General features: G+C 71.9%; 17 protein-coding genes. 8 read left to right on the top strand and 9 right to left on the bottom strand.

Features of this window, described 5'->3' with window-relative positions; translation table 11 throughout:
• Positions 1-239 precede the first annotated feature (239 nt).
• Positions 240-1,223 carry a YbhN family protein gene (locus OG519_RS03875; protein WP_405578661.1) on the bottom strand — a complete coding sequence of 328 codons (984 nt, stop codon included), beginning with the start codon at positions 1,221-1,223 and terminating at the stop codon, positions 240-242.
• A 346-nt stretch (positions 1,224-1,569) separates the two neighbouring features.
• On the opposite strand from OG519_RS03875, the gene OG519_RS03870 reads away from it, so the two are divergent.
• Positions 1,570-2,667, top strand: a complete 1,098-nt coding sequence (locus OG519_RS03870; protein ID WP_405578660.1) for a protein kinase family protein — start codon at positions 1,570-1,572, stop codon at positions 2,665-2,667.
• Positions 2,668-2,722: 55 nt separating this feature from the next.
• On the opposite strand, the gene OG519_RS03865 is transcribed toward OG519_RS03870, so the two are convergent.
• Positions 2,723-3,148: a hypothetical protein gene (locus OG519_RS03865; RefSeq protein ID WP_405578658.1), complete on the bottom strand. Its 426-nt coding sequence runs from the start codon at positions 3,146-3,148 to the stop codon at positions 2,723-2,725.
• Positions 3,149-3,243: 95 nt separating this feature from the next.
• Here OG519_RS03865 and ykgO point away from each other — a divergent pair, with 95 nt between their 5' ends.
• The gene (gene ykgO / locus OG519_RS03860; RefSeq protein WP_405578656.1) at positions 3,244-3,366 is read left to right on the top strand and encodes a type B 50S ribosomal protein L36; all 123 of its coding nucleotides are present in this window, start codon (positions 3,244-3,246) and stop codon (positions 3,364-3,366) included.
• A 209-nt stretch (positions 3,367-3,575) separates the two neighbouring features.
• Here ykgO and OG519_RS03855 read toward each other — a convergent pair whose 3' ends face one another.
• Together OG519_RS03855 and OG519_RS03850 are read right to left on the bottom strand one after the other, a co-directional pair.
• Entirely contained in the window at positions 3,576-4,208 is a 633-nt protein-coding gene (locus OG519_RS03855) for a TetR/AcrR family transcriptional regulator (protein WP_405578654.1), read from the bottom strand.
• Between the two features lie 59 nt (positions 4,209-4,267).
• Positions 4,268-5,737, bottom strand: coding sequence for an MFS transporter (locus OG519_RS03850; protein ID WP_405578652.1), 1,470 nt, complete (start codon positions 5,735-5,737; stop codon positions 4,268-4,270).
• Positions 5,738-5,970: 233 nt separating this feature from the next.
• Here OG519_RS03850 and OG519_RS03845 point away from each other — a divergent pair, with 233 nt between their 5' ends.
• Entirely contained in the window at positions 5,971-6,693 is a 723-nt protein-coding gene (locus tag OG519_RS03845) for a class I SAM-dependent methyltransferase (protein WP_405578650.1), read from the top strand.
• Positions 6,694-6,807: 114 nt separating this feature from the next.
• Positions 6,808-7,854, top strand: a complete 1,047-nt coding sequence (locus OG519_RS03840) for an AraC family transcriptional regulator (RefSeq protein WP_405578648.1) — start codon at positions 6,808-6,810, stop codon at positions 7,852-7,854.
• Positions 7,855-7,920: 66 nt separating this feature from the next.
• On the opposite strand, the gene OG519_RS03835 is transcribed toward OG519_RS03840, so the two are convergent.
• The 3 genes from OG519_RS03835 to OG519_RS03825 all read right to left on the bottom strand — a co-directional run bounded on the left by OG519_RS03835 (position 7,921) and on the right by OG519_RS03825 (position 11,967).
• Positions 7,921-8,418: a DUF1003 domain-containing protein gene (locus OG519_RS03835; RefSeq protein ID WP_405578646.1), complete on the bottom strand. Its 498-nt coding sequence runs from the start codon at positions 8,416-8,418 to the stop codon at positions 7,921-7,923.
• Positions 8,419-8,489: 71 nt separating this feature from the next.
• Positions 8,490-10,238, bottom strand: coding sequence for a glycoside hydrolase family 9 protein (locus tag OG519_RS03830; protein WP_405578644.1), 1,749 nt, complete (start codon positions 10,236-10,238; stop codon positions 8,490-8,492).
• 130 nt (positions 10,239-10,368) lie between these two features.
• Complete coding sequence (locus OG519_RS03825) at positions 10,369-11,967, bottom strand: purple acid phosphatase family protein (RefSeq protein ID WP_405578643.1); 1,599 nt, start codon at positions 11,965-11,967, stop codon at positions 10,369-10,371.
• Between the two features lie 321 nt (positions 11,968-12,288).
• On the opposite strand from OG519_RS03825, the gene OG519_RS03820 reads away from it, so the two are divergent.
• Entirely contained in the window at positions 12,289-14,355 is a 2,067-nt protein-coding gene (locus OG519_RS03820) for a phosphocholine-specific phospholipase C (protein WP_405578641.1), read from the top strand.
• Positions 14,356-14,395: 40 nt separating this feature from the next.
• On the opposite strand, the gene OG519_RS03815 is transcribed toward OG519_RS03820, so the two are convergent.
• Together OG519_RS03815 and OG519_RS03810 are read right to left on the bottom strand one after the other, a co-directional pair.
• A complete protein-coding gene (locus OG519_RS03815) occupies positions 14,396-15,256 on the bottom strand; it encodes an AraC family transcriptional regulator (protein ID WP_405578639.1) in 861 nt (286 codons plus the stop codon).
• 123 nt (positions 15,257-15,379) lie between these two features.
• Positions 15,380-16,300 carry a LysR family transcriptional regulator gene (locus OG519_RS03810; RefSeq protein ID WP_405578637.1) on the bottom strand — a complete coding sequence of 307 codons (921 nt, stop codon included), beginning with the start codon at positions 16,298-16,300 and terminating at the stop codon, positions 15,380-15,382.
• A gap of 93 nt (positions 16,301-16,393) precedes the next feature.
• Between OG519_RS03810 and OG519_RS03805 the strand changes: the two genes are divergently transcribed.
• Genes OG519_RS03805 through OG519_RS03795 form a run of 3 tightly spaced genes read left to right on the top strand, consistent with a single transcriptional unit; the run spans position 16,394 to position 19,954 of the window.
• Positions 16,394-17,098 carry a succinate dehydrogenase cytochrome b subunit gene (locus OG519_RS03805; RefSeq protein WP_405578635.1) on the top strand — a complete coding sequence of 235 codons (705 nt, stop codon included), beginning with the start codon at positions 16,394-16,396 and terminating at the stop codon, positions 17,096-17,098.
• A gap of 31 nt (positions 17,099-17,129) precedes the next feature.
• Complete coding sequence (locus OG519_RS03800; protein WP_405578633.1) at positions 17,130-19,208, top strand: fumarate reductase/succinate dehydrogenase flavoprotein subunit; 2,079 nt, start codon at positions 17,130-17,132, stop codon at positions 19,206-19,208.
• Positions 19,205-19,954, top strand: a complete 750-nt coding sequence (locus OG519_RS03795; RefSeq protein WP_405578631.1) for a succinate dehydrogenase/fumarate reductase iron-sulfur subunit — start codon at positions 19,205-19,207, stop codon at positions 19,952-19,954. The genes OG519_RS03800 and OG519_RS03795 overlap by 4 nt, the downstream gene beginning before the upstream one ends.
• The last annotated feature ends 78 nt before the right edge of the window (positions 19,955-20,032 follow it).

Here is a 20,032-nt window from a genome sequence, read left to right as displayed (position 1 = left end):
GTGAACGTAACAGGCCCCGGGGGGAGACGATCGTGCTCGGGCGGCACGGTGTCAAGAGTTCGAGAGAGCGCTCTCCGAATGACGCGGGGCGGTTTTCACCGGTGTTCCACCGTTATCTCACCGTTATCGGCCCGGGCGGCTGTCGGGTGCCGGCGGCCGGTGCCCAGCCGGGTTCCGCGCCGGCTCGGGCAGACCCGCGGCGGTCAGACCACCCGCCGGCTCGGGCGACCCGGCAGCGGTCAGACCACCTTGCGGCGGACCAGCGCGCCCAGCGTCAGCGCGGCCGGCAGCAGCGGCAGCCACACCGTCACGATGCGGTAGGCGAGGACGGCGGAGGTGGCCGCCGCGGTGGGGGCGCCCGCCGCGACGAGCGCGATCGCCAGCGCCGCGTCCACCGAGCCGACGCCGCCGGGCGCGGGTATGCCGGCGGCCAGGCAGGTGGCGGCCAGATACGCGATGGCCACATGCGGGGCCGACACCGTGATGCCCAGCGCGTGGGTGACCGCGACCAGCGACAGCGCCTGGAGCGCGGGGAAGGCCAGCGAACCGCCCCACAGCGCCAGGGCCCTGGACGGCCGCAGGTGCAGCGAGCGGGCATCGGTCAGCGCGGTGGCCAGGAAGACGCGGATGAAGCGCCGGACCCGGCGGGCGGACAGCAGGAAAAGCGTCACCAGCAGCAGACCGCCGGCCAGCACCGCGCCGATGAACAGCAGCGCGTCACCGTCAGGCAGCAGGCCGTTCAGCCGCAGCGCGTGCGGGAAGGCGGTGACCAGCACCAGCAGCAGGGTGACCCGGCCCACCGACTCGGCCAGCGAGTAGAGCGCGAGCGCCGCGGAGGTGCGGCCGAGCGGCAGCCCGCAGCCGCGCAGAAAGCGGAGGTTGACCGCGCCCGCGCCGATACCGGCCGGCGTGAGCTGGTTGGCGGCGGTCGCCGCGAACTGGGTGGCCAGCAGGCGCCCGGTGGGCAACGGTTCGAGCACGGTGCCCTGTCGGGCGCAGGCGATGGCGACCCAGCCGAGGCCGGTCGCGGCAAGGGCGCCCAGCAGCCAGAAGCGGTCGGCGGCCAGCAGGTCCTCGCCGCCCGAGACGAGCAGCGAGCGGTGCTCGGCGGCCCAGAGCCCGACGGCCAGCGCCGGCACCAGGCACGCGATCGTCCGCCAGGGCAGCCGGCGCCACCACGCGGCGGCCACGGCGTTCCCCGGGGGGAGTGACGGATTGCCCATGGCTCTCGCTGGTCCCCGCTCGTCGCGTGTCGGCACCTCGGTTTTCAGGGCGCGTTCTTCCGTGTTCTTCGGGTTCTTGGCGTTCTCTGCGTTCTTGGCGTGCCTGGCGTTCTTGGCTCATTTGGCTTATTTGGCGTTCTCTGACAGTTTCCCGGCTACCAGCCGGAGCCCCGCGCAACACCCCTGGCGGGCAGCCTCCCCGGCCCGGAAGACGTCCGGGCGTCCTCCGGCCGAGAACCAGGGGTCGGTGCGGTGACCGGCGGAAGTCGCCGCCGCATCTGGCGGGGTACCGTGTTCTCTCGGCCTCGTTGTCGATCTTCAGGTGCGGTGCGGCCAAGGTGCCCTGGTGGAGGTAGCCGTCGAGAGTTTCGACACGTCGCGTGGTGCGCGGTTGGCGGCCTACAGTGCCGTCTCCGCATCGCTGGCGCTGTGCAGTGATCGCGAACTGCGCGACCTCGTTGATACGGCCGCGCCGATGGGCGCGGGCATCGGCGGGACCTCGGCGTTGCTGGAGGTCGGCGGAACCCCGGTCTTCGTCAAGCGGCTGCCGCTGACCGATCTGGAAAGGCAGCCGGAGCACGTCCGATCCACCGCGAACCTCTTCGGGCTGCCGACCTTCTGCCACCCCGGCCTCGGGGTCCCCGCAGGCCCGGGATGGGGGGCCTGGCGGGAATTGGCCGTGCACACCATGACGACGAACTGGGTGCTCGCCCAGGACCACGAGGGCTTCCCGTTGATGTACCACTGGCGGGTGCTGCCGCACCCCGGGCAGGTGCTGCCCGAGGAACTGGCCGACGTGGAGAAGGCCGTCGCCTACTGGGGAGGCGGATCGCGGGTGCGCCACCGGATCGAGGCGCTGCGAGACTCCTCGGCGAGCGTCGCGCTGTTCGTGGAGTACATCCCGCAGAACCTGCACGACTGGCTGGACCCTCAGGTCAAAGCTGACGATGAGACGGCCGAGCGGGCATGCACCATGGTGGCGAGGGAACTCGAGGCCGGCACCTCTTTCATGAACGCCCGCGGGCTCCTGCATTTCGACGGCCACTTCCAGAACATCCTCACCGACGGCAAGCGCCTGTTCTTCACCGACTACGGCCTCGCGATCTCCGCCCGGTTCGACCTGGCGAAGGACGAGGCCGACTTCTTCGCCGAACACCGGACCTATGACCGCTGCTACACCGTCACCCATCTGGTGATCTGGCTCGTCACCGCCCTGTACGGGTACCAGGGGGAGGAGCGCGGCGCGTTTGTGCGCGCATGCGCCCAAGGAGAACCCCCGACGGGAATTCCGTCCCGGGTCGCGGCGATCCTCACCCGCTACGCCCCGGTCGCCGTGGTGATGACGGACTACTACCGCCGGTTCCGTTATGAGAGCAGGCAGACCCCGTATCCCCTGGAGGCGATCCGCCGGATCGGCGGGCCGGACGGCTCGTTCACCATCTGATGGGCCTGGGCGGCCGATCGCCGGGCCCGGGGGCGCCGGGATTCTTGCCGGCGCCCTACTCGGTGTCCTTGTCCGCGTCCGCCGCGGCCATCGAGCCGGGGCTGGAGAAGTCGGGGCTGGAGAACCCCGGGCTGGCGAAGCCGGCCTCTTCCGGTACCAGGGTGCCGGAGTCGTCGGCCTCGTAGTCCGGCCCCTCGAAGGGCGGGACGACGAAATCCGGCGGGGTGTACTCCTCGATGTGGGACGCGGGGCCGCTGAAATCAGGGCTGGAGAAGTCGGGGCTGGAAAATCCCGGGCTGGAGAAGTCGGGGTGGGCGAATCCGGGGCCGCTCCCCTCGGTCCGCGCGCCTTCGGCGGAGCCGGGGTCGGGGTCGGAGTCGGGCCCGGCACCCGGCGGGTCGTCCGCCACCGCCGGCGCCCCGCGGCCGTCCGTCCGCTCCGGTGTCCGCTCCCGTATCCCGTCCTGCTCTTCCCCGCTCATCGGGTCCCCTTCTCCGCCCCGCTGTCCGGAATGAACGAGGGGCCGCCGCGGTTCTTGTGCGTGGAACGATTCGTCCGAGCAGAAGGGTGCCCCGAATGAAGGTACGTAACTCGCTTCGGTCGCTGAAGAAGCGCCCTGGGGCCCAGATCGTCCGCCGCCGCGGCAAGGTCTTCGTGATCAACCGCAAGGACCCCCGGTCCAAGGCGCGGCAGGGCTGATGCCCTCAGGGCCGGCGACCGGCCACTGACCCCACACGACCGCCCACCGCGCGTCACCGCGGTCGGCGCGGTTCGCGACCAATCACGACGGCCACCGACTCCTGTCGGCGGCCGTCGTCGTATCCGAGCCAGCGGGACCCGCGCCGGCGGAATCCGCGCCCCGTCCACCGGAGCTCACCGAAGCGGCCCGATGCCGCCGGGCGGCGCCGTCAGCGCTGCGGCTTGCTCTCGTTCACCAGGGTGAGCTGCTCGCGGGTGACCGCCGGGCGCTCGCTGACCGGAAACGCCGCGCGCAGTCCGGCGAGATGGATGTCGAGATGCCGCTGCCACGCGTCCGGCACCACCGCGCCCGCGGTCTCCACCACCCCGCGCAGGCCCCAGGCGAGCGTCATGATGTCGCCCAAAGTGACATCCGCGCCGATCCGGCCGTTCTCCTTTGCCTGCGCGAGGAGTTCGGAGATCAGATCGCGCAACTGCTCGACGCAGCCGACCTTGGTGCTGCCCACCAGCTTGTCGGCGTAGCCGTGGTGCTTGCTCAGCGAACGCCCTATCACCCACAGGAAGTCCTCGAGGCCGGTGCCGTCGGCGCGGTCGAGTGCCAGGCGCGCCTCGTCCACCAGCTCGATGAGGATCTGCCGGGCGATCTCGTCGACCAGCGCCTCCTTGTTGGGGAAGCGCCGGTAGACCGTACCCACGCCCACACCGGCGCGGGAGGCGATCAGCTCCATGCTCGCGTCGGTACCGAACTCGGCCAGCACCTCGCGGGCCGCCTCCACCACCAGGCGGTGGTTGCGTACCGCGTCCCGCCGCATCGGCCGGATCTGCGGACCGTGCGCTGTCATCGTCACTCCCGGTCGGTACGGCCGGCCGGCGCACCCGAGGCGGGCCGGCCCGGAGTGGGTCACTCCGACTTGTCCCCTACGACCGTACCGCCAGGCACCATCGCGAGCTCCGCGTGCGCCGGTTCCTCGGAGAAGTCGACCAGGGTGGAGCGCCGGCTGACCGGGATCAGCGCGGCGGCGAGCGCGGCCACCAGCAGGGCGCCGCCGAGCATGGCGAAACCGTGGGTGTAGCCGGCCTCGCGGGGCAGGCCGTCGGCGGCGGGGCTCGCGGTGACGACGCTGGCCATCAGGGCGGCGCCGATGGAGCCGCCGATGGTACGGATGTTGGCGTTCATGCCGCTGGCGACACCGGTCTGCTCCGGCGGCACCGCGCTGACGATCAGGCTGGACATGGCAGCGAAGGCCAGTCCGAAACCGACGCCCATGACCGCGGTGGCCAGATACAGCTCCCAGGTCTGGGTGTGCGCGAAGGCGAGCAGTGCCATCGATCCGGTGCCGATCAGCGAGCCGAGCAGCACCACGGTCTTGCCGCCGACCCGGGCGGCGAAGCTGCTGGAGCCGAGGCCGACCAGGAACATGGTGACGGTCATCGGCAGCAGGATCAGACCGGACTGGGTGATGCTCGCGCCGAATCCGTATCCGGTGGACTTCGGGGTCTGCACGAACTCGGGCAGGAACGCGAAGACCGCGTACATGCCGATGCCGAAGAGCAGCGCCACCAGGTTGTTGGTCCACACCGCGGGGCGGCGCATCATGTTCATGTCGATCAGCGGTGACGCGGAACGGCGCTCCACCTCGACCCAGCCGACCGCGAGCACCGCGGCGGCCAGGAAGAGGCCGATGACCTTGGTGGAGCCCCAGCCCCAGGTCGGCGCCTGGCTGAGGCCGACCAGCAGGGCGACCAGCCACGCCGACAGCAGCACCGCGGGCAGCCAGCTGATCCGGCCGGGGGTGCGGATGGGCGAGTTCGGGATGAACACGGCGGCGGCCACGGCGGCGATGACGGTGAGGATCATCGGCAGCCAGAACAGCCAGTGGTAGTCGAGCGCGTTGACGATCGGGCCGGCCAGCACGATGCCCAGGCCCGCGCCGACCGCGGTCAGCGAGGCGATGGCGCCGATGGCGCCGGAGAGTTTCTCCTTGGGGAACTCGTCCCGGATGATGCCGAAGGCCAGCGGCAGCACACCGCCGCCGATGCCCTGGATGACCCGGGCGATGATCATCACCGTGACGTTGGTGGCGAGCGCGGCGAGCAGGGAGCCCGCGGCGAGCGCGGCGAGGGTCGCGACGTAGACGCGCTCCTTGCCCAGGATGTCGCCTATGCGGCCCATGATCGGGGTGAATATGGACGCCGAGAGCAGATAGGCCGTCAGGACCCACGTCACGGTGTTCTGGTTGGTGTGCAGGTCTTCCTGGATCGTCGGCAGGACGGGGGTGACCAGGGACTGGAGCAACGCGTACGCGCTCACGCTGGCCGCGAGAACCACGAACGTGACCTGGTGATGTGTGCGCCGGCTCTCGGACGCCATGGAACTCCTCGGTGTTCAGCGGTAAGCGGGGGTGGGCAAGGGTAAGCGGAATTACTATTCCGCTACCGCACAGAATATCCCATGGGAATGGCGATTCCGTTTCGTCGGGGTGAGGCGTTCGGCACATCTGAGGCATGTTCATCCACCCCCGGCCGCCGCTCGCGCGGTGCCGTGCCCCGTTCACCTCCGCCCGTGCGGCGGGCGCCCCTTGGCCGCCGCCGTATCCTGGCGGGATGTTCTCCGCACAGGGGCCGAGCCTGCGTGAACTGACCGCGCAGGCGCTGAGTTCCGTCGAGCACGGCTACGACCTGCTGGCCCCGAGGTTCGACCACACCCCGTTCCGCACCCCTGACACCTTTCTCGACGCGGTGGGCGGCGCGCTGGCGGCGCTCGGGCCGTTCGAGCACGGCCTCGACGTGTGCTGCGGTACGGGGGCGGGGATACGGGTGCTCGGTCCGCTGTGCCAGGACAGCGTCACCGGGGTGGACTTCAGCGCCGGGATGCTGGCGGCGGCCCGCGCGGCGCACCGCGAGGACGGGCCGGAGCCGCGGTGGGTACGGGCCGACGTACGGGCCATGCCGTTCGCCCACGGCTTCGATCTGGCGGTCAGCTTCGGCGCGTTCGGCCACTTCCTGCCCGCCGAGCGGCCCGCGCTCTTCGCCGGGGTGCACCGGGCGCTGCGCCCCGGCGGCCTGTTCGCCTTCCCGATCGGCGCGCCGCCGCCGGTGACCTCCGCCTGGTACTGGGCGTTCGCCGGCTTCGACGCGGCGATGCGGGTGCGCAACGCGGTGTGGCGACCGCCCTTCGTGATGTACTACCGCACCTTTCCGCTGCACGCGGTCCGCGCCGATCTGGTCCGCGCCGGATTCACGGTGGAGCTGCGGGCGCTGCCGGAGTTCGGCCGGCGCCGGGACGGCAGTCCGCGCGGCAGGCTGGTGCTGGCCCGCAAGCCGTGAGCACGGCATGAGCACGGCATAGGCACGGCATGGGAGGGGCCACCCGGTCGGCCCGGCAGCGTGCCCGGCGGGGGCCGTTCGCCCCGTTCGACGTGCGGGTTTAGCGTGGAGGTCATGGAAAGAGCCCTGGACCCGCTGTCCGACGTGTTCGCCTCGCTGAGCGTACGCACCGGGTCGCTGTCAGGGATCGACGCGGCCGGCCGCTGGGCGCTGCGCCTCGGTGTGCACGAGCACATCAAGATCGGCGCGGTGCTCGCCGGCTCGTGCCGGATCGGGGTGGACGGCGGGCCGCGGGTGGAGCTGACGGCCGGTGACTGCTTTCTGCTCGCCGCCCGCGACTCGTTCGTCGTCTCCGGCGACCAGGACGCGCCGGCCCAGGACGGCGAGGCGGTCTTCCACGCCTCCCCGACCAGGATCGTACGGGTGGGGGACGGCACCGGGCCGGCCGACGGGCCGCGGACCCTCCTCATCGGCGGCAGCGTCCAGTTCCTGGACGCGACCGTCGCCCTGCTGCTGAGCGGGCTGCCCTCGCTGACCGCGATCCGCGCCGACAGCGCGCCGGCCCGCGCCATCCAGCCGCTGCTGCGGCTGTGCCTGGAAGAGGTCGAGGCGGCGCGGCTCGGCATGCCGGTGATGATCGGACGCCTCACCGAACTGCTCTTCATCCAGGCGATGCGGGCGCTGGTGGAGGGCGGCCAGGACGCCGGGACAGAGCCGCACGGCTGGCTGGGCGCGCTCGGCGACCAGCGGATCGGCGCGGCGCTGCTGCTGATGCACGGGGAACCGGCCCGCCGCTGGACGGTCGCGGCGCTCGGCGACGCGGTCGGCATGTCCAGGGCCGGCTTCGCGGCCCGCTTCAAGCAGCTCGTGGGGCTGCCGCCGCTCGAATACCTCCAGCGCTGGCGGATCTCCACCGCGGGCTCCGAACTGCTGGGCGGTGACCGTACGGTGGCCTCGGTCGCCGCCGCCTGGGGGTACTCCTCCGAGGCCGCGTTCAGCGCCGCCTTCAAGCGGATCACCGGGGTCTCGCCGGGGCGGTACCGGGCCGATCCCCTGCGGGCCGCCCCGCCGCTGCCCGACGGGCAGGCGATCGCCCCGGTCTTCCACCCCCGGCCCCCCGCCCCCGGGCAGGCCCCGTCCCCGGAGCCCGCACCCCGGTAGCCCGAGCCCGCGCCCCGGTAGCCGGCCGGCCGACTTCCGTACCCGGTACCGATACCGGCCGGGCGGTCAGCCGCCCGTTCCCGGCCGGCCGGCGGCGTCACTCATCCGTACCCGGCTCTCGTCGATGGCGTCCCGCACCCGGCGCTCGATCAGATCCGGGTCGAGACCGAGCGCCTTGCCTATGTGCACCGACCACACCTCGGCCCGCAGGTTGGTCTCGAAGTCCAGGTCCGCCCGCACGTTCTCACGGGTCGCCTGCCGGTTCTGGCTCACCATCACGAAGGTGGACAGGAAAATCGCCTCAAGGCTCACGATCATGGTGAGCAGACCGAACGGATAGCGGTCGAAGACCGCCCGCGACCCGAGCAGCCCCTCGTTCACCGCGATCCAGCCGGCGAACCAGACGGCGTGCAGATAGACGAAGAGCATGGTGCCCGCGAACGCGGTGATGGCGTCCGCCACCCGGTCCTGGGTGGTCTGCATACGGGCGAGGACCACCCGTTCGTGCGGCAGCCGCACGGAGGGGTGGTGGGAGAGGGGATGGTCGTCGGGAGGCAGCGTCATGGCGCACATCCTGCCCTGCGCCGTATGCCGGGTTGGGCCGGGCCGGTGGCCCGTCCCAACCCGTCCCGGCCTCAGCGGGCGGTCGCCACCGCGAGCAGGAACCAGCCGGTGTGCGGGATCCACTGCTCGGCCCAGCGCCAACCGTCCCCTTCCGGGGCGTCCGCCGGCAGGAAGGCGATGTCGTCCTCGTCGGCCCATCCCGAGGTGATGCCGTTGACGATGCCGCCCGGCAGGTTGGGGAAGTCGGACGCGTAGTCCACGGTGTTCCGGCCGCGGCCCTGGAGCATCGAGGCGTCGAACGGATTGCGGCCGGTGATCCAGGCGAGCTGGTCGTCGGCGAAACCGAGCAGCCGTTCCCGGTCCGGCTCGGGGACCCGGGCGAGCCGCCCGCAGCCCGAGGCGGCCGCGGCCAGCGAGGCGATACCGGCGTTCTCGCCCTGCCACCAGTAGCCGGTCTCGTTGGCGTGCGGGAAGAAGAAGGCGTCCCGGTCGGTGCCGCCGGCCGGCCGTACCCGCTGCCGCGGATAGCCGAAGGGATTGGGCACCGAGCCACTGCGGTCCAGTGTGTCGAGCATCGCCTCGACGGCGAGGTCGGCGGCGGCCCCGGCCTCGGGCACGCGCGGCAGCACCTCGGCGAACCGGAGCAGCGCCAGCACCGGCAGACCGGCCTCGGCCGCGTGGAAGAACGGCCGCCCCTCCTCGTCGGCCCGGAACCAGCCGGGCCCGGCGCCCCGCTGGTAGCGCGCCGCCAGCGACCGCGCCCGCCGCCGCGCCGCTTCCTGGACCGCCTGCCAGATCTCGCCCACGGGCTCGTCGTCCGCGTCCGAGGCGCAGGACGGGCGGGCCGCGACCAGTTCGCACGCGGCGAGCAGCGCGGTGTAGTCGTCGAGCACCGTCTCCTCGCCGTCGGGCAGGTACTCCGTGTTGTGCTGCTCCAGATGCAGGAAGGCGTCAAGCGCGGTGGCCAGGTAGTGCGCCGAGGGGAAGTCGCCGTGGGCGTCCAGGGTCGAGGCGCGGGCGAGGGTGGCCACGGCCAGACCGCCGCCGTGGCGGTAGCCGGCCTGGTAGCGGTCGGTGCGCACACAGTCCGGCAGCGGGGCGGTGATCACCCGCTCGTCCAGTTCCTTGGTGAGCGCGTCGAAGATGCCGGTGTAGAAGTAGCCCGCGGGCGCCCGGAAGCGGACCAGGAAGTCGGCGCCCCACAGCGCCTCGTCCCGCAGCCGGGCCCCGAGCGAGCGGAGCAGCGCCGGATGGTGCTCGGCGAGCGCGTCCCGCGCCGCCAGCATCGCCCAGGCGCACAGCGGCGTCTGCTGCGGGCTCATGGTGCGGGTGTAGGTGAGGTGGCTGAGGAACTTGCTGGTGTCGCCGCTCGCGTCGAGCCAGCCGCCGCGCGCGTCGACCTGCTTGCCGGAGTCGTCGCCCCACAGCCGGGCGTGCCGGTCCTTGCGGTCGATCTCGCCGCTGGACCGCATGGCCTTGAAGTACGCCAGCACATCGGACATGGTCTGCCGCTGGAGCCGGTCGGGGGCGATCTCGAACGGCTCGCAGGCGCCGGCCCGGCCGTCGGCGTCCAGTACCCGTACGGTGTAGGCCCCCGCCGACAGCTTGGCGGGCAGCTCGATCCGGACGTAGGGGCCGGTGTGCCAGCCGGGCGTCGCCTCGACCGGTCCCGCGGTCAGCTCGGTCTCCCCGTCGGGTCCGGCCAGCTCCACCCGCCGGGGCGGTCGGCCGTCCGGCAGCTCCACGAGGACCGCCTTCGAGGCGTCGATCCCGTACCCGAGATGCGCGGTGAGGATGCGCGGTCCGCCGCCTGCTGCCATGTCGAGCCACTCCTTGACCTGTACGACCTGGGATCAACGCTACAAGGCCGGCGGCCGGCGCACGGGAGCGGGTGGGGCGGGGGCGCCGCGTCCGCGGAAACGCCCGCCCCACCCGCGCACCGGGGGAACCTCAGCGGTGGCCGTCGGACCGCTTGCGGTGCAGGGTGAAGTTCTCGAAGACCGACAGCTCACCGTTCGGCTTGTTCACGTTGTAGTACGTGACGTGCAGCCGGGTGGTGTCACCGGGGAAGCGGCCGGGGTCGACGGTGAAGGCCGCGAAGCCGTAGGGGTGGTCGAGGTCGCGGACGCCGACCCACACCGCCTCTTCCTTGACGTACGTCGAGGCGCGCTTGCCGCCGGCCGGCCGGGTGTCGGAGACCGCGGTGATCACCTTGGCGGTGCCGTCCTTGAAGAAGGACTGGTTGGTGGTGCCGGAGACACCGCCGCCGCCCAGGATCATGTGCACGGTGCCCTGGCCGGTGTCGATGTCGTCGGTACGGGTGGACGCCGGGTTGGGGGTCAGCGTCTCGCTGCCGCTGACCACACCGCGCAGCGCGAGCGACCGCTCGTAGTTGTGCTCGTGGCCGCAGACCACCAGGTCCACGCTGTAACGGTCGAAGAGCGGGCCGTACTTGGCGCGCAGCCCGAGGTCGGCGCCGTTGGCGTCGGAGGAGCTGATCATCACCTGGTGCATGGCGACGACCACCCAGTCGATGTCGGTGTCCTTGCGGGCGGCCTTCAACTCCCGCTCCAGGAATGCCAACTGGCGACCGCCGGAGTAGCCGCTGACATAGAGGTCGCCGCCGTCCTGGAGGGCGTTGTCGTCGTTCTGGAGCACGATCACCCGGACCGATCCGGCGGTGAAGGCGTACCAGAGGCCGGCCAGTTCGTCGTCGGTCTCGGTCGACGGCAGCTCGAAGTAGGTCTGGTAGGCGCCCAGGCCGATCGGGCCGTTGCCGGACTCGATCTCGTGGTTGCCCGCGGCCGGCATCCACGGCCGGAACCGGGCGGAGCGGGTGTTGTTGGTGAAGAAGTTGTTCCAGGTGCGGACCCGGTCCACATCCAGGTTGGCGTAGCACAGGTCGCCGTTGAGCAGGTGGAAGAGCGGCGCGACCTGCTCCACACCGGTGACGATGTCCTTGGTGGCCGGCGTGGAGTTGGCGTCGAGCGCCACCGAACCGTCGTTGGCCCAGGTCACCTGGGGGGCCGACTGGTCGCCGAAGCTGGTGAAGGTCAGCGGCTGCCGGCCGCGCGGCGCGGTCTTGAAGGTGCCGCTGTCCGGGGTGGCGCCGTCGTGCGAGACCAGGTACAGGTAGTCGGTGCCGGGACGCAGCCGGGTGAGCGGCGCGTGGTGGACGTAGACCGTACGGCCGGACTTGCCGTCGGTGTACGTGCGGGTCCGCGCGTCGGAACCGGAGCCGAGGCCGTGCTCGATGGTGCCGTAGAGCACCCGGGGGCGCTTGACCGGGCCGTCGGTGATCCAGGACACCACCATCTGGGTGCTGGGGTCCTTGCCGAAGGTGAGGTGGAGTCCCTGCACCGGCGAGGCGCCACCGGAGTCCGGGCTGGGATGGAAGGCCGTCGACGAGGCCGGCGCGGCCGAGGCCGGGCCCGCCGTCAGCAGCGGCGCGGCCACCGCACCCACACCCGCCGTGCCGAGCAGGCCGACGGCCGTACGGCGGCTGAGGCCGTCCCCGGACGGCTCCGGCGTGTCCAACTGTGCGACCATCGTTGCTCCTTGGCGCGAAGAATGCTTGAGAACGTGTGAAGGCTCCCGCTCTCCGGCGACGACCAGTTGAACACCGCCTTGCCGGATGCCGTCGGAACCGGATGTGACGACTCGACCGCAAAGGCGGTCAATCCCGGTACATTCCGACCCTCCTGCCCCAGCCTGATCACAAGTGGCGGCGCGCCGAGGGCAGTTGGGGTGTTCGTGAGTCGTACGGCGTTCTTTCACCCGGCCGACACCCCCGTGTCGCCTCTTGTCGCTGCTCTTGGGTCGCCCCTCCCACCACCTCGCTCGACCGATCGCGAAGAGGCCAGGTCAGCCATGTCCGAACTCAACCGGCGGCGCTTCATCCAGATCGCCGGCGCCACCGCCGGCTTCACCGCTCTGTCGGGTGCCATCACCCGCGCCGCGGCCATCCCGGCCAACCACCGCACCGGCACCCTGGAGGACGTCGAGCACATCGTCGTCCTGATGCAGGAGAACCGCTCCTTCGATCACTACTTCGGGTCGATGCGCGGTGTGCGCGGTTTCGGCGACCCGCGCCCGGTGACCCTGGCGGGCGGAGCGCCGGTCTGGCACCAGCCCGACGGGACCGGCGAGGTGCTGCCCTACCGTCCGGACGCCGACGACCTCGGCCTGAAGTTCATCGAGGGGCTCAACCACGAGTGGACCGGCAGCCACGCCGCCGTCAACAACGGCAGGTACGACCAGTGGATCGCCGCCAAGTCGGCCGGCACGATGGCCTATCTCAACCGTGACGACATCCCGTTCCACTACGCGCTGGCCGACGCCTTCACCGTCTGTGACGCCTACCACTGCTCCTTCATCGGCGGCACCGACCCCAACCGCTACTACCTGTGGACCGGTTACACGGGCAACGACGGCAAGGGCCGCGGCCCGGTGCTCGACAACTCCGAGGCGGGCTACGCCTGGAGCACCTACCCGGAGCGGCTGGAGGCCGCCAAGGTCTCCTGGAAGATCTACCAGGACGTCGGCGACGGCCTGGACGCCGCGCACTCCTGGGGCTGGATCAACGACGCCTACCGGGGCAACTACGGCGACAACTCGCTGCTCTACTTCGACCAGTACCAGAACGCCAAGCCCGGCGACGCCCTCTACGACAAGGCCCGCACCGGCACCGACGCGGCGGCCGGTGACGGCTTCTTCGACGTGCTGCGGGCCGACGTGAAGAACGGCGCGCTGCCGCAGATCTCCTGGGTGGTCGCCCCCGAGGCGTTTTCCGAGCACCCCAACTGGCCGGCCAACTACGGTGCCTGGTACGTCTCGCAGGTGCTGGACGCGCTGACGTCCAACCCCGAGGTGTGGAGCAGGACGGCGCTGTTCATCACCTACGACGAGAACGACGGCTACTTCGACCACCTGGTGCCGCCGATGGTTCTCGACGGCCGCGGCGCCTCCACGGCCGACACCTCGCTCGAACTCTTCGCGGGCAACGGCACGTACGCCGCCGGCGCCTACGGGCTCGGCCAGCGGGTGCCGATGCTCGTCGTCTCGCCGTGGTCCACCGGCGGCTATGTCTGCTCGGAGACCTTCGACCACACCTCGATCATCCGCTTCATGGAGCGCCGCTTCGGGGTGCGCGAGCCCAACATCTCGCCCTGGCGCCGCGCGGTCTGCGGCGACCTCACCTCCGCCTTCGACTTCGGCCTCAAGCAGGAGCGCCCGGCGCGGCTGCCGGACACCGACGCCTACCAGCCCGCGGACAACGACCGCCACGACAGCTTCGTGCCGGTGCCGCCGGCCCGGCAGCGGGTTCCCCGGCAGGAGCGGGGCTCCCGCCCGGCCCGCCCGCTGGCGTACGCGCCGCTGGTCGACGCCGCGGTGAGCGCGGGCGGGGGCCACGGCGCCGAACCGCGGCTCACCCTCACCTTCAGCGGCGGCGCCGCGGCCGGCGCGGCCTTCCACGTGACCGCGGGCGACAGCGCCGAGGGGCCGTGGTCCTACACCGCGGAGGCCGGCAAGAAGATCTCCGGCGGCTGGGACCTCACCACCGCCCACGGCGCCTACGACCTGACCGTGCACGGCCCGGGCGGCTTCCTGCGCGGCTTCCGCGGCTCGGCGTCCCACACCGGCGCCGAGGTGACCGCCCGGCACGACGGCGGCGCCGGCCGGGTCGGGCTGACCTTCACCAACTCCGGGAGCGGCACGGTCCGGTTCACCGTGCGCAACTCCTACGACGGCCGCCGGGAGACGTACACCGTGCGGGCCGGCCGCCATGAGACGCACACGATCGACCTCGGCCACACGGGCCACTGGTACGACCTGACCGTGGGCGCGGACCACGACCCGTCGTTCGGCCGCCGCTTCGCCGGCCATGTCGAGACCGGCCGGGCGAGCGTCAGCGACCCCGCGATCGCCACCCGCTGACGTCCGTCAGCGGCAGGTGGGCGGCGCCGCACCGCGGGGTTCAGCGGCGCCGCCCACCCCGGGCGTACCGGGCCGGGGAGACACCCAGGTGCCGGGTGAAGTGCCGGTTCAGGTGCGCCTGGTCGTAGAAGCCCACCGCGGTCGCCACATCGACCGGCCGTTCGCCGGCGAGCAGCAGCCGGCGGGCCCGGTCGATGCGCCGCCCGGTGAGATACGTGTGCGGGGGCAGGCCGTAGGCGCGGGAGAAGCTGCGGATCAGATGGGTCGGGTGGGCGTGCAGGATCGCGGTCGCCTCGTCCAGGGTCAGGCCGTCCCCGATCCGGGCGTCGAGCAGTTCCCGCAGCCGTGCGGCGAGCCGGTCGCCCTCACGACCCGGTGCGCGGACCCGGTGGCCGTCGAGGTGCGCCAGCAGCCGTTCGCGGACGAAGGCGAGCCGCGACTCGGCCTCCAGCGTGTGCCCCGAGCCCCGGTCGCCGGGCTCACACTGTTCCGGCCCGTCGTCCCGTTCGTCCCGCAGCGCCGCGTACAGCCCGTGCACCCGCTGGTGCAGTGCCGCGTCGCCGAGGATCGGCCCGTCCACCGCGGGGCCGGCGAGCCGTTCCGGCAATACCGCCGTACTCAGATAGATCACCCGCTTGCGGAAGCCCAGCGGGCTGACGGTGCGGCCGTCGTGCGGGACACCCGGCGGCAGCAGCACCACCCGGCCGACATCGGTCGCGTCGTGCCGTCTGCGGTCCAGGGCGAAGTCCACCATGCCGTCGTCGAGCAGCATCAGGTCCCAGGTGTCATGGGTGTGCACCGGATAGGCGTGATCGGTGAAGCGGGCACGCAGCACCTCGGTGATCCCCGCCACGGCCGGCCGCCAGGCACGCACCTGCCGCTCCGCACGCGTTCCACTCACCCGGGATTCCCTTCGCACCGGCTCGGCCCACACCACGACATTCGTACCCCGGCCGCCGCCGGTGACCGGCACCGCTGAGTGCTTTCGCGGGGGCGGCGGCCGGAGGTCGCTAGCCGGACGGCCCTAGCCTGGCGCCGGGCGTACTCCGGCGCGGGTGGCGGTCCGGCCCGCCGAGGTGAGCAGAACGTCCTGGAGCGCCCGCGCGGCGCGGGGCGGTGCCACATCGCTGCGGTGGGCGAGCGCCACGGTGCGGCGCAGGCCGGGGCGGGCGAGCGGGGTGATCCGCAGATCCGGTCCGGCCCGCTCGGCCATCGTGGTGGGGACCACCCCCACACCGAGGCCGGCCCGGACGAAGCCGAGCACCGCGTCCATCTCGCCGCCCTCCACGGTGAAGTACGGCTCGAAGCCCTCGGCCCGGCAGGCGGCCAGCGTCAGGTCCCGCAGGTCGTAGCCGTGCCGGAACATCACCATCGGCTGCCCTTCGAGATCGGCGACGCGGACCGGGGAGCGCGGCGCCGGCGCCCCGGCCGAGGAGACCACCACCAGGTCCTCCTGGAAGAGCTCCACCGTGGTGAGCGCGGGGGACGGGCTCGGCAGCGGCAGGACCACCAGCGCCAGGTCGAGCGCCCCGCGCGCCAGTGCCCGTACCAGGTCGTGCGAACCGCCCTCCTCGATCAGGAGCTGGATGCCGGGGTGCCGGTCGTGGAAGTCGCGCAGCACGTCGGGCAGGAGTCCGGTGCACAGGCTGGGCGTCGCCCCCAGCCGCACCCGGCCCCGGCGCAGCCGGGCCAGTTCGAGCACCTCGTGCCGGGCGGTGTCCGCGTCCGCCAGGATGCGCCGGGCCAGCGGCAGCAGCGCCTCACCCGCGTCGGTCAGCGTGATGTTGCCGCGGGCGCGGCTGAACAGGGCGGCGCCCAGCTCCTTCTCCAGCGCCCGGATCTGCTGGGAGAGCGAAGGCTGCGACACATGCTCGGCCGCCGCGGCCCGGGTGAAGTGGCGGGTGTCGGCCACCGCCACGAAATACGCCAGTTGCTGGAACTGCATGACGCCCAGACTAGCTCGCCATAGACGCTGGCTATGGATACAAGCCTGATCATGTCTTGGACCACTCCTTCGCCCAGGCCCTAGCGTCGTGCCATGGCACTGGCAACGCGGACGGACCGGCGGCCGTCGATGGCGCGGACGGTGTGGGACTCCACCGTCGGCAAGAAAGCGATCATGGCGGTGAGCGGCCTGGTGATGCTGCTCTATCTGATCGCCCACATGTACGGGAACCTGAAGATCTTCTTCGGCCCCGGCACCTTCAACGGCTACGCCCACTGGCTGCGCACCATCGGCGAACCCGCGCTGCACTACGAGTGGGCGCTGTGGATCATCCGCGTCGTCCTGGTCGTCTCCGTCGTCGCCCACGGTGTGTGCGCCTACCAGCTCAGCCGCCGGGACCTGAAGGCCCGCCCGGTCGGCTACGCGCACCGCAAGGCCAGGACCGGTTACGCGACCCGGACGATGCGCTGGGGCGGGGTGATCCTCGCCCTCTTCATCGTGTGGCACCTGCTCGACCTCACCACGCTGACGGTGAACCGCAACGCCGAGCCCGGCCACCCGTACCAGAACGTCGAGGCGACCTTCCACACCTGGTACGGCGACGTCATCTACATCGTGGCCATGCTCGCCCTCGGGCTGCACATCCAGCACGGCTTCTGGAGCGCCGCGCAGACCCTCGGCGCCGGCAGCGCCACCCGGGACCGCGCCCTGAAGATCACCGGCACCGCCCTCGCCGTACTGCTGACGGCCGGCTTCATCGCCGTACCGGTCGGCGTCATGGCCGGGATCGTCCACTGACCACGCGCCGCACGGCCGAGGGAGCACACCCATGAGCGCCACACACCCCGCACACCACGCGCAATACCCGGACCCGGTGGAGTATCAGGACTCGCCGGACTCCCCGGGCTCCCCGGATCACGCGGACTCCCCGGCCTACGCGGACTACGTGACCGGGACCCCGATCGCCGACTCCGCCGCCCCCGACGGCCCGATCGCCGACCGCTGGGACACCCGGCGCTTCACCGCCAAGCTGGTCAACCCCGCCAACCGCCGCAAGCACACCGTGATCATCGTCGGCACCGGCCTGGCCGGCGGCTCCGCGGGTGCCACCCTCGCGGAACAGGGCTACCACGTCGTCCAGTTCTGCTATCAGGACTCACCGCGCCGGGCGCACTCCATCGCCGCGCAGGGCGGCATCAACGCCGCCAAGAACTACCGCAACGACGGCGACTCGGTGCACCGGCTCTTCTACGACACCGTCAAGGGCGGCGACTTCCGCGCCCGCGAGTCCAACGTGCACCGCCTCGCCCAGATCTCGGTGGAGATCATCGACCAATGCGTCGCCCAGGGCGTGCCGTTCGCCCGGGAGTACGGCGGCCTGCTCGACACCCGCTCCTTCGGCGGCGTCCAGGTCTCCCGCACCTTCTACGCCCGCGGCCAGACCGGCCAGCAACTCCTGCTCGGCGCCTACCAGGCGCTCTCCCGGCAGATCGCGGCCGGCAACGTCGAGATGCACCCGCGCACCGAGATGCTCGACCTGCTGGTCATCGACGGCCGGGCCCGCGGCATCGTCGCCCGCGACCTGGTCACCGGCGAGATCAGCACCCACGTCGCGGACGCGGTGGTGCTGGCCAGCGGCGGCTACGGCAACGTCTTCTATCTGTCGACCAACGCCATGAACTCCAACGCCACCGCGATCTGGCGGGCCCACCGGCGCGGCGCGCACTTCGCCAACCCCTGCTTCACCCAGATCCACCCGACCTGCGTCCCGCGCACCGGGGAGCACCAGTCCAAGCTGACGCTGATGAGCGAGTCGCTGCGCAACGACGGCCGTATCTGGGTGCCCAAGGCCGGACACGGCACCGTCACCGGGCCCGACGGGCGCACCCCGGTGCCGCGGCCGCCCGCCGACATCCCCGAGGACGAGCGCGACTACTACCTGGAGCGGATCTACCCCTCCTTCGGCAACCTGGTGCCCCGCGACATCGCCTCCCGCGCCGCCAAGAACGTCTGTGACGAGGGCCGCGGTGTCGGCCCCGGCGGACAGGGCGTCTACCTCGACTTCGCCGACGCCATCGCCCGGCTGGGCCGCCGCGCGGTCGCGGAGAAGTACGGCAACCTCTTCGAGATGTACGAGCGGATCACCGGGGAGAACCCGTACGAGGTCCCGATGCGGATCTACCCCGCCGTGCACTACACGATGGGCGGACTGTGGGTGGACTACGACCTCCAGACCACGATCCCCGGCCTGTTCGCGATCGGCGAGGCCAACTTCTCCGACCACGGCGCCAATCGGCTGGGCGCCTCGGCGCTCATGCAGGGCCTGGCCGACGGCTACTTCGTCCTGCCCGCCACCATCAACGACTATCTCGCCCGGCATCCGCGGCAGGACACCCCCGACGCCTCCCACCCCGCCGTCGTCCAGGCGGTCCAGGAGACCGAGGAGCGGCTGCACCGCCTGGTGAGCGTCGACGGCGACCGCACCGCCGACTCCTTCCACCGCGAGATCGGCGAACTCATGTGGGAGCTGTGCGGGATGGCCAGGACCGAGCAGGGGCTGCGCGAGGCGCTCGACCGCATCCCGAAGATCCGCGAGGAGTTCTGGCGGCGGATCAAAGTGCCGGGCACCGAGGCGGAGTTCAACCAGTCGCTGGAACGCGCCAACCGCGTCGTGGACTATCTGGAGCTCGCCGAACTCATGTGCCTGGACGCCCTGCACCGCGCGGAGTCCTGCGGCGGCCACTTCCGCGCGGAGTCCCAGACACCCGACGGCGAGGCCGCCCGCCGAGACGAGGAGTTCTCCTACGCCGCCGCCTGGGAGTTCACCGGCACCGGCCGGGCCCCCGTCCTGCACAAGGAAGACCTCGTCTTCGCCTACGTCCACCCCACCCAGCGGAGCTACGCATGAGGCTCACCCTGCGCGTCTGGCGGCAGCGGAACGCCGCCGCACCCGGCGCCATGACGCCCTACCAGGTCGACGACATCACCCCGGACATGTCCTTCCTCGAAGTCCTCGACGTCCTCAACGAGCGCCTCACCCTGGAAGGAGAGCAGCCGGTCGCCTTCGACCACGACTGCCGCGAGGGCATCTGCGGCGCGTGCAGCCTCGTCATCAACGGCGACGCGCACGGACCGGAACGCACCACGAGCTGCCAGCTCCACATGCGCTCCTTCAAGGACGGCGACACCATCGACGTCGAACCCTGGCGCGCCGCCGCCTTCCCCGTCATCCGGGACCTGGTGGTCGACCGGGGCGCCTTCGACCGCATCATCCAGGCGGGCGGCTACGTCAGCGTCCCCACCGGAGCGGCTCCGGAGGCGCACGCCACGCCCGTCCCCAAACCGGCCGCCGACCGCGCCTTCGAGCACGCCGAGTGCATCGGCTGCGGCGCCTGCGTGGCCGCCTGCCCCAACGGCTCGGCGATGCTCTTCACCTCGGCGAAGATCAACCACCTGGGCGCCCTGCCGCAGGGCGCGCCCGAGCGGGAGACCCGGGTGCTCGACATGGTCGCCCAGATGGACGCGGAGGGCTTCGGCGGCTGCACCCTGGCCGGCGAATGCGCCACCGCCTGCCCCAAGGGCATCCCGCTCACCTCGATCACCGCGATGAACAGGGAGTGGCTCCGCGCCAACCGCAAGGTCAGCCGCGACTGACCACGGCCTGGGCCGGTGGGGCGCCGGCACCCGGTGAAACGGTGGTTCTCGCTGGTGGGCGGGGTGGCGGCGGCTGCC

The organism is Streptomyces sp. NBC_01190 (assembly GCF_045039895.1).
Classification (GTDB): domain Bacteria; phylum Actinomycetota; class Actinomycetes; order Streptomycetales; family Streptomycetaceae; genus Actinacidiphila.
Note: the sequence above shows the minus strand (reverse complement) of the source record. Positions and strands in the feature narration are given on the sequence as shown.